The following is a 16778-nucleotide window of genomic DNA, read 5'->3' as shown; positions in this document are numbered from 1 at the left end:
CGGTGAACCGCGTGAATGCACGGACGCAACGGGCCCGTGCGGCAAGGGAGTACACATCCCGCCGCCCGGGCCCGTTCCGTTTCCCGGCCGCTGCCGCTGCCGCTGCCGTTGACGCTGCCCCTGCCGTTGACGACGCACGGGTGCGCCGCGCCTCCGCGAGTGCCGGCTCTCTCCCGGCACGCGGCAGTCGCGCCGTCCAACTCCCCGCTCCACAGGGGTAGTTCTCGCATTTCCGTGCTTTCGCGCCGTCGATTCCCCAGCGTTCCCGAAGCGTTATCCACAGGGATTTCGCTGCCGTGGTCGAGGAGGCGGTCCTCGGGTATGTTCATGGCCAATCCCTGGAACAGACCTTGGGGAAATCGGGGCTACTCATGAGTTACTCAATGCGCACGCATGCTCACAGTGAGGCGACGCGTCTGCTGTGCGCCGGTGCGCGGTTGAACGCCGGATTCCGTGAGCGCGTCATCGACGAGCTGGTCGGGCATGCCGAGCGTCCCGTTCCGCCGTCGCTGGGCGTGGACTTGCGTCCTGTACTTGCCCACGCCTTGCAGGCGCGGCGGCAGGAGGTGAGGACGGCGCTCGCGTTGCTGGCCGTGTGGATCGGATTCTTCCTCGTCTCCGTACTGCTGACGTGGGACTCCCTGGACGACCAGTTCGGCGGGAACTTCGACCTGCCTCTCGACGAATTCCTTTCCCTCGCCCTGTTCCTGGGTGACGACCAGCTCTCGTCGATGGCGGAACGGCCCACCAGCTGGGTGCTCTTCTACGCCGGCGTCGTCCTCGCCCTGTGGGCGGGCCGTGCGATCTCGGGCCGGGAGACGCTGCTGTACGCGGGGACGAGGACGCCGCGCAAGTCCTTCCGGTCCGCGATACGGCGCCGGCTGGGCATGGCGGTCACGTACGCCGCCCGTGCCTTCGCCGCGGGCTACTGGATCACCGCCGTCGCCGGCATCACTGACAACCCCTATCCGGTGATCTTTCCGCTGTTGATGGTCGCGGTGGTCTGGCTGCACCGGATCAGGGTGACGTCGGCTCTGCGGGAGCAGCTCAGCCGCGAGACCTTCGCCACGGCGCAGCAGCCCGAACTGCCTCACGCCGAGCGCTACCGGCGCATCGGTGACGCGATCGACCTCGAACAGCACGCATCGGCGACCCTGTACGACGCGAACCGTCCGTTCGTCGGCGCCGGCGTCCCGCACAAGCCGTGGTCCTTCGCGCTGGAACTGCGGCCCAAGAAGGACACGCCCGTCATCGAACCGGCCGTCCCGCCCCAGGCCCCGCACGGTGCTTCGGGGAAGCACAAGGTGCACAAGACCCTCGCGGCGCAGGCACAGGCGCAGGGGTACGCGGTGGAGCCGGCGCCCGCCGGGCAGCCGCTCGACACGCAACTGCAGGACGGCGCGGTCCCGGAGGCGCAGGCACACCTGACACCGTCGCACCACCTCTCCAGCCGCCACGTCATCGACATGATCATTCCCCGGCTCGTGGCGCTGCGCGAAGCGACGGCCCGCACCAGCAGGGACAGCCTGCGCGCCCTGGAGATCGAGGAGTTCGTCTACCTGCCGTCCGGCGTCCGCCGCGACAGCGGTGTCTACGTGGACGACAACGTCCAGCAGCACCTCGATGAGGCCGCTGACGACGGCGGTGAGGCACGCCGGCACTTTCTCCGCATCCGCGTCGGCTCCTGGCAGGAGCAAGTGGTCGTCTCGCTGCTCGTGCGCGTCCACACGCAGGGCGGGATGCTCGTGCTGGAGGTCGTCCCTCACGTACTGGGGCCGGTCGCCGAGGAGTTCAGGGAGGTCGACGCCATCGTCGATCGCCGTGCGGGCGGCTCGATGCGCGAAGGTCTGCTCGCGTTTCTCACGGCGCCCGCGGCCACCGCGGCGGCGGGGATCGCCGCCGCCCGCACGATGCTGTCGGTCTTCCGCGTCTGGCTCAGCTCGCCGGAGTACGCGGCGCCCGACGCCCCTCTCATCTCCGTAAGGGAGTTGGCGAGCACCAACGACCTGTCGCTGTTCCAGGAGATGGACGTCAGCCGGTACATCAAGACCGTCCAGGACAGGATCGCCAGCGGCGTGCGCGACGCGCTCGAGCAGCGCGGCTTCCGTACGGACCGCTTCGAGCAGCAGATCGTGAACGTGCGTGACGGCGGCGTCTACATCGAGGACATGAGCGGCGGGGCCGTGGCCACGGGCGCGCACGGCAACGCGCAGCACGTGGAGAGGAGCCCGGTGTGATGCGGCACGGCGACGAACGTGAGCAGGGAGCCCGGCAGGAACCGGAGTCCGAGCCGGCCCAGGAGCACACGACCGGGGGCGGCGGCGGAGCGGTGCACATCGGGAACATGTCGGGCGGAGCCATCGCCACTGGTGCGCACGGCCGGGCGACTTCGTACGGCAGTCCCGTTCCGCCAGCGGGGACTGACGAGGCGACGCTCGCGCTCCTGGAGGCGGTGCGGGCGCTGCGTGCGGACATGCGGGTCCTTGCGGCCACCGCCGAGACCGCCGCGGTCGACGGCGAACTGGTCGAGATCGAGGGCGAGATCACTCGTACGGGCAGTGCCGGGCCCGGCCGCGTCGCCCGGCTGCGCGACCGGCTGGAGGCGGGTGCGAGCGCCGTCGGCATGCTCGCGTCCGCGGCCGCGGTCGTGCAGGCCGCCGCGCAGGTGCTGGGGTGAGCGACGTGAGAGGTGAGGTCCGGTGATCCGTTTCGACGCCGACCAGCAGCGCTGGGTGGACCGCGACGCGGAAACTCTGCGGGCGCGGCAGCACACGGAGTCCGCGCGGCAGCAACGGCGTTCGGCCAAAAGCGTGTTGGCGGTGCTCGCGGTGTGCGGGCTCGCCTTCGGCGCGTGGACGCTCGGCTGGAAGGACGAGCCGGGCCCGCCGGACAACCGGTCGCAGGTGGTCGTCCCCGACCCGGCCGGCACATCGCAACAGGACGGCGACCAGGCGGGCGCCGGGGAGGAGCCGGCCGACACGGCCGGTCCCAGCGGGCCGGCCGAGTCCAGCCCGCCCGACGGCTTCGAGATCGCGAACGACCCGGAGGGCTTCAGCCTCGCCGTTCCGCGGGGGTGGGAACGCCGCACCGAGGGCCGGGAAGGCGGCGCCCAGGCCGTCTTCTACGAGGAGCCGGGCCGCTCCAGCCAGCTCCAGGTCTTCTGGGTGCAGGACTCGGACCCGTACGAGTCCCTGCAGCTGGCGGAGACGAACGCCGAGAAGAACGAGAACTACGACCGCGAGTCCCTCGACCGCATCGACGGCGGCGACGGTCCGGCAGCCCGCCTCGAGTACACCTATGACTCGGATGACCACGGCGGAACGCGCCGCGTCATCGACCACCGCTTCGAGGCCCAGGACGGCGAGCTGTACGCGCTCGTGGCATACGGGCCGGACACGGATGACGCGTCGCGGGAGGAGAAGGCGCGCCTGGACACCGCGCTGGCCTTCTTCTGCCCGGCCGGTATGGACTGCGGCGCGGGCGGGGACGACGGACTCGGCGGGTCAGCCGGTCCGTGACGGCTGAGGGGCGCCGGCCCCTCCGCTTTGTAGTCGTCGCTTCGAACTCGTCGCTGCCTCCGGCCGCCCTTCGCTGACGCCTGCCGGTCGTCGCTGTCGCGCCGGTTCGTCCCGCGGCCGCACGGCCCACCGGTATGCCCGCAGAACCGGACAAGGCCTTGATCACTGCGGTCGGAGCCGTCAATAGCGCCCGCCACGGAAGGCGAAAGAATCGGCCAGGCTCGCAATCGAAATCGTTATAAACGCTCTCAGAGGGCGTCAACCGGGCCCTTCGTCCTCCACCGCCGCACATCGACTGGTGAGGAACCCCACTTATCTGCCACGGACGGACATGCAAACGCCGAGACGGGGCAGGGTTCGCTCTTGTCATGTGACCAGCGCATGGCCTTATTTCACCGTGATCGCGATGTGATTTTTTCGTGACACGATGCGTCATTTAGAGCTTGGAAGGCAGTACAGAAGGTGTCCGAAATCGAAAGCATTCATATCGACGGCGACTGGCGCTCCGCGCAAGCCGGCGGGACACGGGAGATCCTCGACCCCGCCGACGCCACCACGCTCGCCGTCGTGGCCGAGGGCGGTGCTCCGGACACCGACGCCGCCGTCGCCGCCGCCCGCCGTGCCTTCGACGAGGGCGACTGGCCCCGTACACCGGTCGCCGAGCGGGCCGCGCTTCTCCGCCGGGTCGCGGACCTCCTCCAGCGCGACCGCGAGGAGATAGGCCTCACGGAGTCGCGGGACGCTGGCAAGACATGGGAAGAGGGCCGGATCGACGTCGACGACGTCACCGCGGCCTTCCGCTACTTCGCCGACCTCGTCACCGGCGAGTCCGGCGGCCGTGTCGTCGACGCGGGTGACCCGGACGTGCACAGCGTCGTCGTGCACGAGCCCGTCGGCGTCTGCGCCATGATCACGCCGTGGAACTACCCGCTGCTCCAGGCCAGTTGGAAGATCGCCCCGGCGCTGGCTGCCGGGAACACCTTCGTGATCAAGCCCAGCGAGATCACCCCCATGACCACGATCCACCTGGTGAAGCTGCTCGCCGAGGCCGGTCTTCCCGCGGGTGTTGCGAACCTGGTGACCGGGCCCGGCGACCCCGTCGGCGCGCGCCTGTCCGAGCACCCCGACGTGGATCTCGTCTCCTTCACCGGCGGCCTCGTCTCCGGTACGAAGGTCGCCCAGGCCGCCGCCCCCAGCGTGAAGAAGGTGGCCCTGGAGCTGGGCGGCAAGAACCCCAACGTCGTCTTCGCCGACGCCTGCGCCACCGACGAGGGCTTCGACACCGCCGTCGACCAGGCCCTGAACGCGGCCTTCATCCACAGCGGCCAGGTCTGCTCCGCCGGTGCACGCCTCATCATCGAGGAGTCGGTGCGTGAGCGATTCGTCTCCGAGCTGGCCGGCCGCGCCCAGCGCATCCGCCTGGGCCGCGGCACCGAGAAGGGCGTCGAGTGCGGACCGCTGGTCTCCGCGCAGCAGCTGGCCAAGACCGAGGCGTACGTGGCGTCGGCGCTGGACGAGGGCGCTGTGCTGCGCAGCGGCGGGGAGCGCCCCGAGCCGTCCGACGTGCGGCCGGCCGACGGCTACTTCTACTCGCCGACGGTCCTCGACAACTGTCACCGGCGCATGAAGGTGATCCGGGAGGAGACCTTCGGGCCTATCCTCACCGTCGAGACCTTCCGGACCGAGGACGAAGCGGTGGCGCTGGCGAACGACACCGAGTACGGCCTCGCAGGCGGCGTGTTCTCCGCGGACACCGCGCGAGCCCGCCGCGTCGCGGCCCGTCTGCGCCACGGGACCGTGTGGATCAATGACTTCCACCCCTATCTGCCGCAGGCCGAGTGGGGTGGATTCGGCAAGTCCGGCGTGGGCCGTGAGCTGGGCCCGCACGGACTCGCCGAGTACCGCGAGACCAAGCACGTGTACGAGAACCTGCGTCCCGAACCGGTCCGCTGGTTCTCCGGCTGACGGAGCAGCCGCACCATGCCAGCCTCGTCCTCTCCGTCCCTACGCGTGAACCCCAAGGAGCACAACGCGGAAATGTCCAGAGAAGACATATCCACCTACGACTACGTCATAGTCGGCGGCGGTACGGCCGGGTCGGTGATCGCCTCACGGCTCACCGAGGACCCGGACGTCACCGTCGCACTCATCGAGGGCGGTCCGTCCGACATCGACCGACCCGAGGTGCTCACACTGCGCCGCTGGCTCGGCCTGCTCGGCGGCGAGCTCGACTACGACTACCCCACCACCGAACAGCCACGCGGCAACTCGCACATCCGGCACAGCCGGGCGAAGGTGCTCGGCGGCTGTTCGTCGCACAACACCCTGATCTCCTTCAAGCCGCTGCCGTCCGACTGGGACGAGTGGGAGGCCGGCGGCGCCAAGGGCTGGGGTTCCGCCGCCATGGACCCCTACTTCGCCAAGCTGCGCAACAACGTCGTGCCCGTCGGTGAGCAGGACCGCAACGCGATCGCCCGCGACTTCATCGCCGCCGCCAAGGACGCGCTGGACGTTCCCGAGGTCGATGGTTTCAACAAGCAGCCCTTCCACGAGGGCGTCGGCTTCTTCGACCTCTCGTACCACCCGGAGACCAACAAGCGCTCCTCGGCGTCCGTCGCCTACCTGCACCCCCACATCGAGGCCGGTGACCGCCCGAACCTCGACATCCTCCTGGAGACCTGGGCGTACCGGCTCCAGCTCGAAGGCAACAAGGCGACCGGCGTGCACGTCCGCGGCAAGGACGGCACGGAACGGCTGATCTCCGCGGCGAGCGAGGTGCTGGTGTGCGCGGGCGCCGTGGACACCCCGAGGCTGCTGATGCACTCGGGCATCGGCCCGAAGGCGGATCTGGAGGCGCTCGGCCTCCCCGTCGCGCACGACCTGCCCGGTGTCGGGGAGAACCTGCTGGACCACCCCGAGTCCGTGATCGTCTGGGAGACGGACGGGCCCATCCCCGACAACTCCGCGATGGACTCCGACGCCGGGCTCTTCCTGCGCCGGGACCCGGAGTCGGCCGGACCCGACCTGATGTTCCACTTCTACCAGATCCCCTTCACCGACAATCCCGAGCGGCTGGGCTACGAACGGCCCCCGCACGGCGTGTCGTTGACGCCCAACATCCCCAAGCCGCGCAGCCGCGGGCGCCTTTACCTCACCTCGGCGGACCCGTCCGTCAAACCGGCCCTGGACTTCCGGTACTTCACGGACGAGGACGACTACGACGGCCGCACACTCGTCGACGGCATCAAGGCCGCCCGGCAGGTCGCGAACACCGAGCCGTTCGCCGGCTGGCTCAAGCGCGAGGTGTGCCCCGGCCCCGACGTCACCTCCGACGCGGACATCAGCGAGTACGCGCGCAAGGTGGCCCACACCGTCTACCACCCCGCCGGCACCTGCCGGATGGGCGCCCACGACGACGCCCTCGCCGTCGTGGACCCCCAGCTGAGGATCCGCGGACTGGAGGGCATCCGCGTCGCGGACGCCTCCGTCTTCCCCACCATGCCCGCGGTCAACCCGATGATCGGTGTGCTGATGGTCGGGGAGAAGGCCGCTGATCTCATCCGATCCGATCGACCCACTACGACTACGGCACCGGGAGGTGTTGCGTGATGTCCGAGACCCACGAGTCCGCCCCGGTCAACCCGGTGTTCTCCGTCCGCAATCTGTGGAAGGTGTTCGGCCCCAAGGCACATCGGGTGCCCGGCGACAAGGAACTCGCCGGGCTCTCCGCCGCCGAACTGACGAAGCGCACCGGCTGCACCGCTGCCGTCCGCGACGTCTCCTTCGACGTACGCAAGGGCGAGGTCTTCGTCGTCATGGGCCTCTCGGGCTCCGGCAAGTCCACGCTCGTGCGCTGCCTCACCCGCCTCATCGAGCCGACCGCCGGCGTGCTGGAGATGGACGGCGAGGACGTGCGCGCCATGGACAAGCAGCGCCTGCGCGAGCTGCGCCGCCACCGCACCGCCATGGTCTTCCAGAACTTCGGCCTGCTGCCGCACCGCACGGTGACCGACAACGTCGCCTACGGCCTGGAGATCCAGGGCATGTCGAAGCACGAGCGCCGCGCCAAGGGCAACGAGATGGTCGAGAAGGTCGGCCTCCAGGGCCTCGGCGACCGCCGCCCCGTACAGCTCTCCGGTGGTCAGCAGCAGCGCGTCGGGCTGGCCCGCGCGCTCGCCGTCGACCCCGAAGTGCTGCTGTTCGACGAGCCGTTCAGCGCCCTCGACCCGCTGATCCGCCGGGACATGCAGGAGGAGGTCATCCGGCTGCACCGCGAGGAGGGCCGGACGATGATCTTCATCACGCACGACCTGTCCGAGGCGCTGCGCCTGGGCGACCGGATTCTGCTGATGCGGGACGGCGAGATCGTGCAGCTCGGCACGCCCGAGGAGATCGTCGCCAACCCCGCGGACGACTACGTCCGCGACTTCGTCCGCGACGTCCCCCGCGAGCAGGTCATTTCCGTGCGCCGCGCCATGCGCCCCGCGGAGAAGGCCGAGGCCGACCGCGGTGCCGACGTCTCGCCGGACACGCTGGTCTCCGACGCGATCGAGGCCGTCGCCCGCAGCGGCGAGAACCTCCGCGTCGTCGACGACGGACGGACGATAGGCGTCATCGACCACGCCTGCCTGCTCAACGTCGTCGCGGGCCTCGACGGCGACAACGGTGACGGAGAAGCCGACTCGGGCAAGGACAAGGAGGTGGCCGCCGTATGAGCACCCGCTTCACAGCGCCCGCCGCACGGCGGGCCTGCTCCGGCGACGAGACCGGGACGGTGAGGCCGGCATGAGCACCCCCACCATCTCCGAGAAGGGCGAGCGGGCACCCGGCGCATCCACGCCGCAGCAGCCCGACAACCGGCCGGAGAAGCAGGTACCCCCGAGCCGGCTGGCGGTTCTCGCACGCGACCCCAGGGTGCTGGCGCTCGTCTTCGCGGTCCTGGTCGTACTCGTCAGCGCCGCGGTCGGCGGCTCCGGTGTCTGGCCCAGCGGCTGGACCGTCGACATCAAGACGCCGCTCAACGACCTGGACAACTGGCTCGTCGACAACCGCGAGAAGAGCCCGATCTTCCTCTACTTCCTGCTGCACATCAGCAACGCCGCCGAGTCCTCGGTGGACGGCATCGTCAGCCTCTTCGACGCGATGGGCTGGGTCGGCGTCACCCTCGTCGGCACGCTGGTCGGCTGGGCGGCCGGAGGTTCCGACATCTCCCGCCGCGCGCTGCGCACCGGCGGCACCACGCTGGGCGTCTTCATCGCCTGCGGCGTGCTGAACATGTGGGCGGCCACGATGGAGACGCTGGCCCTGATGACGGTGGCCGTCTTCGCCTCCGCCGTGCTGGGTCTGCTGCTCGGGCTCGGAGCCGGACTCTCGGACCGCTTCGAGCGGATGCTGCGTCCGGTCTTCGACACCATGCAGGTCATGCCGGCCTTCGCATATCTGCTGCCGCTGCTGCTGATGTTCGGTGTCGGCGTGCCGTCCGCTCTGATCGCGACCGTCATCTACGCGGCTCCGCCGATGGCGCGGCTCACCTCGCTCGGGCTGCGCAGCGCCGATCCCGCGGCTCTGGAGGCCTCCGCATCCCTGGGCGCGAGTTCATGGCAGCGGCTGTGGACGGCGCGGTTGCCGCTGGCGCGCAAGCAGATGATGCTCGGCCTCAATCAGGCGATCATGATGTGCCTGTCCATGGTCGTTCTCGCCTCCCTCATCGGCTCGGAGGGTCTGGGTGACGAGATCTACCAGGCGCTCGGAAGCCTCGACGTCGGCACGGCGCTCACCGCAGGCGTCGCCGTCGTGCTGATCGCCGTGCTGCTGGACCGTACGACGGCGGCGGCGGGGGAGCGCCTGGACGCCACCGTGACCGTCGGCGCGACGCGTCTCATGACGCGGGTGCGGCGGGCCGTGTGGGGCCTGGTCGTCGTACTGATCGGCCTCTTCGCCGCGATCGGCTCCGCGATCGCCGAGCGTGAGTGGCCCGACGCATGGACCGTGGACCTCACCCGTCCCCTGCAGGACGCCGTCGACTGGCTCACCGCCACGATCGGCCATGGAGTTCCTCTGGTGGGCGGAACGGAGGTCTGGGCGAAGGGCTTCACGGTCTACGTGCTCAACCCCCTGCGCTCCGGCCTGGAGACGACCCCGTGGTGGGCGCTGGCGCTGCTGGTCGGTGTCATCGGATGGATCGTCGGCACCTGGCGTGCCGCGCTGACCGCCGTCATCTGCCTGTGCCTGATCGGCGTGATGGGCCTGTGGGAGCTGTCCATGGACACGTTCTCGCAGGTGATCGCGGGCCTGGTGGTGACCGTGGCGATCGGCATCGTGCTGGGCATCCTCGCCGCGCGGATCGAGCGGGTGGAGCGGATGCTGCGTCCGGTGCTCGACACGATGCAGACGATGCCGCAGTTCGTGTACCTGATCCCGGTGATCGCCCTCGTCGGCCTGAGCCGCAGCGCGGGCATCATCGCGGCCGTCATCTACGCCTGCCCGGCGGTCATCCGCATCACAGCGCAGGGCCTGCGCTACGTCGACCCCGCGGCGATGGAGGCTGCCCGTTCGCTCGGCGCGACCAGCAAGCAGCAGCTCTTCGGCGTACAGCTGCCGCTGGCACGCAAGTCGCTGCTGGTCGGCGTCAACCAGGGCGTCGTGCTGGTGCTGTCGATGGTCGTCATCGCCGGCCTCATCGGCGGCGGCGCGCTCGGCTACGACGTCGTGCGTGGCCTGTCCAAGGGCGACCTCTCACTGGGCCTGCCCGCAGGTATCGCCATCGTCTGCCTCGGCATCATGCTCGACCGGATCTCACAGCCGGCCGGAGGGCGCCCCCGTGAGTAGGCGCCCACACAAACGCCACCCCCACCCCCGTCGGAACCTTCTACCCCGAGAAGAGAAAACAGGTCAGAACATGAAGAACAAGCAGATACGCAACACGGCCATCGCCGGAATCGGCATCCTGGGCGCGCTCACCCTCACCGCCGGGTGCGGCAAGGCCGACACCAGCAGCGGCGGAGGGAGCGGTGACAAAGTCGTCCTCGCTGAACCGTCCTGGGTCGGCGCGCAGGCGAACGCCGCGGTCGTGAAGAAGCTCCTGGAGGACGAGCTCGACGTGAAGGTCGAGGCCAAGCAGATGGACGAGCCCGTCGCCTTCGACGCGCTCAACAGCGGCAAGGCCTCCGCCATCCTCGAGGACTGGCACGGCGTACCGAAGAAGGAGAAGAAGTACGTCGACGAGAAGAAGACCGTCGTCTCCGGCGGCGACCTCGGTGTCGTCGGGCACATCGGCTGGTTCGTGCCGAAGTACTACGCGGACAAGCACCCCGACATCAAGAACTGGAAGAACCTCAACAAGTACGCCAAGGACTTCCGTACCTCCGAGAGCGGCGACAAGGGCCACTTCATCGGTGCCGCCCCTTCGTACTCGCAGCACGACAAGGAACTGATCAAGAACCTCAAGCTCGACTACAAGCACATCCCCAGCGGTGCCGAGGCGGCGCAGCTGAAGGAGATCCAGCGGCTCTACGACGCCAAGAAGCCGTTCCTCACCTACTGGTGGGAGCCGCAGTGGATGAACAACAAGATCGACATGGTCGAGATCGAGCTGCCGAAGTACACGCCGGGCTGTGAGGAGCCGGCGGCGAAGGCGAAGTGCGGCTACGAGACCAACCAGCTCGAGAAGTTCCTGAACGCGGACTTCGCGAAGGAGAACAGCGACGCCGCGAAGTTCATCAAGAAGTTCAAGTGGACCACCAAGGACCAGAACGAGGTCGCGGGCAACATCGCCGGCAAGAAGATGAAGCCGGAGGACGCGGCCGAGAAGTGGATCAAGGCGAACAAGTCCACGTGGGAGAAGTGGATGCCGAAGAAGTGACGCCGTCGCGTCACCGCTGAGGCACACGCTCTCGCGACGGGGCCGGGACACCGCTCAGGGGTCCCGGCCCCGTCGCGTTCGCGCCGTGCGTGTCAACCGCGTTGCCTCGACGGCCGGCGCCCGGCGCCCGGCGTGGAGCCGGCCCTCCGGCCGGGCGTCAGGCGTCGCGCAGCCGCTCGGCCAGTTCCTTCACCGCCGCCCTCGCAAGGTGAGCGAGCCCGCCGCCGAAGGTGATGCGGGAGGCGCCCGCCGCGCCGAGTTCGCGCGGCGACGGGCTGTCGCCCGCCGGGGACCACGCGTTGATCGGGACCTTCAACTCCCCTGCCAGAACGCCGATGTCGCCGAGCGGCGCCCTCATCGGATAGACGCACTCGGCGCCCGCCTCCACATAGAGACGTCCGCGCTCCAGCGCGTCGGCCAGGGGAGCCTCCGAGCCGCGCAGATAGCTGTCGACGCGGGCGTTGATGAGCAGTCGCCCTTCCGCGGCCTCGTGCACCTGCGACAGGAAGTCGGCCTGCCGCCGAGGATCGACCAGCTCGCCGCCCTCGGAGTCCTCCAGATTGCAGCCGACGGCGCCGCTCTCCAGCAGCCGCTCCACGATCTGCCCCGGTGGCAGCCCGTAGCCCCGCTCGATGTCCGCCGTCACCGGCACGTCCACCGCTCGCACGATCCTGGCGACCGCGGCGAACATCTCATCGGCCGGGGTCTCGCCGTCCGCGTACCCCAGCGAGAGCGAGACCCCGTGACTGGGCGTGGCCAGGGCCTCGAAACCGGCGTCCGCGAAGATGCGTGCGCTCGCCGCGTCCCACGGGCCGGGCAGAACGAGCGGATCACCGGGGGCGCGGCCCTGGTGCAGCGACCGCAGGCGTGCGACGCCGGCGTCCCCGCCGGTGCTCGCACTCATCGCGCGCCCCACTCCGCGGCGAACCCCGCCGGGACCGCTCGGGTCGTCACCGGGAGGCGCTCAGTTGTCGTCGTCATGGTGGCGACTCTACGAGCCGCCACCGACAGCAGCCGCCGAATCTCCCGAGCCGCTTGGTCAGCCGCCGGTCCGGACGATGTGCTCGATGTGGATCGTGCGCGAGCCGGTGCCGGTCCGGTGAGCCCGCGCCAGGAACCGTGCCGCAGGCGGCGGTCGCCGCCGCGCGGCAGGCTTCACGCCTGCTTCGAGGCGAGCTGTACGACGGTGACGTCCGGGTCGGCGCCCACCCGTACCGGCGGACCCCACGAACCCGCTCCGCGCGTGACGTACAGCTGCGTGTCGCCGTAGCGCTCCAGCCCCGCCACCGTCGGGTTGGCGAGGGCCACCACCAGGTGGAAGGGGAAGATCTGCCCGCCGTGGGTGTGTCCCGACAGCTGGAGGTCCACGCCGTACTCGACCGATTCGTGGATCTGCACGGGCTGGTGCGCGAGGAGCACCGAGGCGCGTGCTCTGTCGCGGTCGCCCAGCGCCTTCTCGAAGTCCGGGCCCTCGCCGCTGTCCTCACCGCGTACGTCGTTGACCCCCGCCAGGTCGAAGCCCGGCATCTCCACACGCGCGTTCTCCAGCGGGCGCACGCCCAGTTCGCGCAGGTGGTCCACCCACGCCCCGGCGTCGCCGAAGTACTCGTGGTTGCCGGTGACGAAGAACGAGCCGTTCCTCGAACGCAGTTGACGCAGCGGGGCTGCCGCAGGGCCCAGGTCCTCGACCGTCCCGTCGACGAGGTCGCCGACGATCGCGACCAGATCGGGCTGGGCGCTGTTGATGGTGCGGACGACCCGCTCGGCGTGGGAACGCCCCAGCACGGTGCCCAGATGGATGTCGCTGACGACCGCGATGCGGTAACCGTGCGCGGCGCGCGGCAACTTGGCGAGCGGCACGGTGACGCGCTTGAGCGTCGGCCCGTTGAGCAGGTTGTACGCGCCCGCACTCACGGTCCCGGCCGCGGCCAGGGTGGCGCCCGCCGCGACCGCGCGGGCCACGAAAAGCCTCCGCGAGGTCGCCCCGGCGTCCTCGGCACTGCCGGAGCCGTTCGAGCCCTCGTCTTCCGCGACGGCGCCTTCGGTCCCCGCCTTCCCGCCCGGCGCTCTCGTGGCCGTCGCGGTCACCGCACCGCCCGCACCCTCGTCCTCCGCGGCTGCCTGCGACGTCGCGCCCCGCGGCGTCTCCGGGGCCGGACCGGGTCCCGCCCCGGCAGCGGCGGCGGCAGCCGCCCGGCGCGCCAGTACGCGACGGAGCAGCGGCCGCACGGCCTCTCCGACGGCGAGGGCCATCAGCAGATACAGCAGCAGAGCCAGCCACATGTAGCCGGGCCATGCGAGCACACGCTGGAGCACGAAGGGCGCACCGCTGCGGCCCACCACGACGGTGGTGATCACCAGCACAGGCAGTACGAACGCCAGCACCGTCCCCGTACGACGCCACAGGGTGCCGGGCGCGGACACGTCACGTACGAGCCGCCGCCACAGGTACCAGTGGGCGCACCCCATCAGCACGAACACCGTCACTGCGATGACCACGAAGACCACGGCCACGGCCCGTCACCCCCTCATTCCGCGGGTCTTGCCCGCAGAGCCCGCAGCCCCCGGAGACCGATGACGCCGATCGCCGTGCCCAGCAGGAACGACACGATCGCGAGCAGCAGATGAACCCAAAAGTAACCGGTCGGCTCGCCGGCGTCGTCGAAGGCCAGTCCGCTGCCGTCCTTCCAGAGGTTCTTCACGAAGGTGATCCAGACGAACCAGGACCAGACCCCGAAGGCGAGCAGGAACCAGGACACGCGACGGCTGAGACCGAGAGGGCGAGGAGAAGGCGGTGAGGACCGTGCGTCCGCAGACTGACTCATGGGTCAAGTATGGCTATCGGCCTAACCGAGTACGCCGGGAGGGGCCAACTGACGGGCCCTACGGGGGACTGCGATGTCCACAAGTGTTCGAGGGGGATGTAATTTCGCCCTGTGCCGACTTCCTCACTTCGCGCCGTGCGCATGCCCGCGACAGCCGCAGCCGCCTTGTCCCTCGCGCTTCTCGTCCCCGCATCGCTCAGCGGCACCGCTCACGCGGCGTCCCCGGGGGCTCCGCCCGCCCGTGCAGTGACCGACGACGGCAAGGACCCGCAGCCGCCGGCCCGCATGTCGCAGGTCGGCGGGAAGCTGCTCGGCTCGCCCGGTACGCAGATGAAGCCCAAGCAGGGCCAGAAGCCGCCGGAACTCCCCGAGGGCATCACGGCACGTTCCTGGATCGTCTCCGACGCCGAATCAGGGAAGGTGCTCGCCGCCAACAACGCGCACTGGAAGCTGCCGCCCGCCAGCACCCTGAAGATGCTCTTCGCCGACACCGTGCTGCCGAAGTTCCCGAAGACGAAGACGCACAAGGTCGAGGCGTCCGACTTGGAGGGGATGGGCGAGGGCAGCAGCCTCGTCGGCGTGAAGGAGGATCAGACCTACTCCGTGCGGGATCTGTGGCGCGGTGTCTTCCTGCGTTCGGGCAACGACGCGGTCCACGTCCTCGCCTCGATGAACGGCGGCAAGGACAAGACGGTCCGTGAAATGAACGACCAGGCAAAGAAGTTGCGTGCCGACGACACCAACGTCGTCAGCCCGGACGGCTACGACAAGAAGGGCCAGGTCTCCTCCGCGTACGACCTGACGCTCTTCGCGCGCAACGGAATGCAGAAGGCCGACTTCCGCGAATACGCCTCGACGGCGCGCGCACAGTTCCCCGGCGAGGAGAAAAAGGGGAAGAAGAAGCGCGAGACGTACGAGATCCAGAACACCAACCGCCTGCTGACCGGCGACATCGGCCTGGACCCCTACCCGGGCATCGCCGGCGTGAAGAACGGCTCGACCTCGAAGGCAGGGGCGACGTTCACCGGCGTCGCACAGCACGGCGACCGGGTGCTGCTGGTGACCTGCATGCACCCGGACGACCGGCAGGGCGGCCTGGAGGTCTACAAGGAGACCGCCAAGCTCTTCGACTGGGGCTTCAAGGCCGCCGACAAGGTCGAACCGGTGGGTGAACTCGTCGCCCCCGTCGGCATCAGCTCCTCCGGGAAGTCCGGTGACAGCAAGGACCGCGGCAAGGCCGGCGGGAAGGCCACTGCGGGCAGCGGTGAGGACGGCGAGAACTCGGGCGGCGCGGGCGTCGCCCTGGGCATCACCGCCGCCTGTCTGGTCGTGGTGGCGGCGGTCGCCTACGCGGTCCACCGTCGCTGGCCGATCCCGGATCTGGCGAAGCTGCGCCGCCTTCCGTTCGTTCAGGCTTCCCCTCCGGAGGGTTCCGCTTCCCGGACGGACTCCGCCTCCGAGTCCGCCTCCGACGCGGACCCGAAAGCCTCCGCCGGCGCGGCGGATCCTCCGGACTCTTCCGGTCAGGACCCCGCGTCGGGCTCGGATCCGGTGTCGGTCCGGAAGCCCGACTGACGCCGCCCCGGTTCTCCTCGTCGCGTACGTGAGCCGCGCGTTCGGACTCCACGGGTTCGGGCGCGCCGCTACCCAGCGCGTCGATGTCCTCGATGGGCTTGCGGGTGCGTTCCGTCGCCGTCCACGAGGCGCAGAAGAGCATCAGCTTCGCCATGAAGCTGATCCACAGCAGCAGCGCGATGGGCGTACCGAAGGCACCGTAGAGACTCTTCGTCGCGACGCCCCGCAGATAGCCGCCCAGCAGCAGCTTCAGCAGCTCGAAACCGACCGCGCCCATCGTGCAGGCGAGGACGGTCGCACGGCGGGGCGGACGTACCCCGGGCAGAACCGTCAGCGCATACCACAGCAGCGCGAAGTCGGCGGCCAGCGCCGCCGCGTAACCCGCGGCGCTCAGCAGGAACGTACCGACGCCTTCCTCGCGGATCCCCACTTGCCCGGCCGCCCAGCCGACCGCGGAGACGGCGAACGCGGACCCAGCGAGCGAGAAGAGCCCGACGAGTCCGAGCCCGGCCAGTGCGCCCAGGTCCTTGAGCCTCAGCACGACCGGGTTGCCCGGGTCCTCCTCCAGGTCCCACAGGGCACGCAGGCTTTCCCGGAGCGTGCCCACCCAGTTGACGCCGGTGACGACGAGCAGCGCACCCGCGACGAGCCCGATCGTGCCGGCGTTGTCGGCCAGGGACTGCAGATCCAGTTCCCCGGAGATGCCCGGTACTTGACGGTCGATCGTGCGTTGCACGGCCCGCATCCGCTCCGGGTCCAGCAGCGATGCCCCGACGGCTGCGAAGACCGCGAGCATGGGGAAGAGGGAGATGAAGCTGGTGAACGTGACGGACGCGGCGTGCCGGTTCCACTTGTGCTCGTCCAGATGCTGGTAGACCCGCCAGACGCGGGTCCGGAAGAACCACGCCGCCACGGGGCCGATCACTGGCAGCTTTGTCAGCCACTCCATGATCAGCGATTACCCGCTGAGCAGGCTCTAATCCAGCAGGGAGTGGGGCC

12 protein-coding genes and 1 pseudogene are annotated in these 16778 nt (G+C 69.8%); 9 read left to right on the top strand and 4 right to left on the bottom strand.

All coding sequences use genetic code 11. The annotated features are described in order from the left end of the window. The first annotated feature begins 383 nt into the window (after window positions 1-383). The 8 genes from G4Z16_RS11565 to G4Z16_RS11530 all read left to right on the top strand — a co-directional run bounded on the left by G4Z16_RS11565 (window position 384) and on the right by G4Z16_RS11530 (window position 11379). Window positions 384-2237 carry a hypothetical protein gene (locus G4Z16_RS11565; protein WP_197350732.1) on the top strand — a complete coding sequence of 618 codons (1854 nt, stop codon included), beginning with the start codon at window positions 384-386 and terminating at the stop codon, window positions 2235-2237. After that, complete coding sequence (locus tag G4Z16_RS11560) at window positions 2237-2677, top strand: hypothetical protein (protein WP_197350731.1); 441 nt, start codon at window positions 2237-2239, stop codon at window positions 2675-2677. Before G4Z16_RS11565 ends, G4Z16_RS11560 begins: the two co-directional genes overlap by 1 nt. A gap of 22 nt (window positions 2678-2699) precedes the next feature. Further along, the gene (locus G4Z16_RS11555) at window positions 2700-3518 is read left to right on the top strand and encodes a hypothetical protein (protein WP_197350730.1); all 819 of its coding nucleotides are present in this window, start codon (window positions 2700-2702) and stop codon (window positions 3516-3518) included. A 462-nt stretch (window positions 3519-3980) separates the two neighbouring features. Then, window positions 3981-5483, top strand: coding sequence for an aldehyde dehydrogenase family protein (locus G4Z16_RS11550; protein WP_197350729.1), 1503 nt, complete (start codon window positions 3981-3983; stop codon window positions 5481-5483). A 72-nt stretch (window positions 5484-5555) separates the two neighbouring features. Next, on the top strand, window positions 5556-7127 hold the full coding sequence (locus G4Z16_RS11545; RefSeq protein WP_197350728.1) for a GMC family oxidoreductase: 1572 nt from the start codon (window positions 5556-5558) through the stop codon (window positions 7125-7127). Then, window positions 7127-8233, top strand: coding sequence for a quaternary amine ABC transporter ATP-binding protein (locus G4Z16_RS11540; RefSeq protein WP_197350727.1), 1107 nt, complete (start codon window positions 7127-7129; stop codon window positions 8231-8233). Before G4Z16_RS11545 ends, G4Z16_RS11540 begins: the two co-directional genes overlap by 1 nt. 70 nt (window positions 8234-8303) lie before the next feature. Beyond that, window positions 8304-10346: an ABC transporter permease gene (locus tag G4Z16_RS11535; protein WP_197350726.1), complete on the top strand. Its 2043-nt coding sequence runs from the start codon at window positions 8304-8306 to the stop codon at window positions 10344-10346. 70 nt (window positions 10347-10416) lie between these two features. After that, window positions 10417-11379: an ABC transporter substrate-binding protein gene (locus G4Z16_RS11530; protein ID WP_197350725.1), complete on the top strand. Its 963-nt coding sequence runs from the start codon at window positions 10417-10419 to the stop codon at window positions 11377-11379. A gap of 157 nt (window positions 11380-11536) precedes the next feature. On the opposite strand, the gene G4Z16_RS11525 is transcribed toward G4Z16_RS11530, so the two are convergent. The 3 genes from G4Z16_RS11525 to G4Z16_RS11515 form a co-directional block, all read right to left on the bottom strand. Next, entirely contained in the window at window positions 11537-12283 is a 747-nt protein-coding gene (locus tag G4Z16_RS11525; RefSeq protein WP_197350724.1) for an isocitrate lyase/PEP mutase family protein, read from the bottom strand. A 251-nt stretch (window positions 12284-12534) separates the two neighbouring features. After that, a complete protein-coding gene (locus G4Z16_RS11520; RefSeq protein ID WP_197350723.1) occupies window positions 12535-13893 on the bottom strand; it encodes a metallophosphoesterase in 1359 nt (452 codons plus the stop codon). A gap of 14 nt (window positions 13894-13907) precedes the next feature. Beyond that, complete coding sequence (locus G4Z16_RS11515; RefSeq protein WP_197350722.1) at window positions 13908-14204, bottom strand: SCO4848 family membrane protein; 297 nt, start codon at window positions 14202-14204, stop codon at window positions 13908-13910. A 141-nt stretch (window positions 14205-14345) separates the two neighbouring features. Between G4Z16_RS11515 and G4Z16_RS11510 the strand changes: the two genes are divergently transcribed. After that, window positions 14346-15779 carry a D-alanyl-D-alanine carboxypeptidase family protein gene (locus tag G4Z16_RS11510; RefSeq protein ID WP_197354392.1) on the top strand — a complete coding sequence of 478 codons (1434 nt, stop codon included), beginning with the start codon at window positions 14346-14348 and terminating at the stop codon, window positions 15777-15779. A gap of 169 nt (window positions 15780-15948) precedes the next feature. Here G4Z16_RS11510 and G4Z16_RS11505 read toward each other — a convergent pair. Then, window positions 15949-16728: pseudogene (locus G4Z16_RS11505) on the bottom strand (YihY/virulence factor BrkB family protein); the annotation flags it as partial. Window positions 16729-16778: the final 50 nt, after the last annotated feature.

It is taken from the genome of Streptomyces bathyalis (genome assembly GCF_015910445.1).
In the GTDB taxonomy this organism is placed as follows: Bacteria; Actinomycetota; Actinomycetes; order Streptomycetales; family Streptomycetaceae; genus Streptomyces; species Streptomyces bathyalis.
The sequence above is the reverse complement of the archived record's forward strand: the minus strand, read 5'-3'. Positions and strand labels throughout refer to the sequence as shown.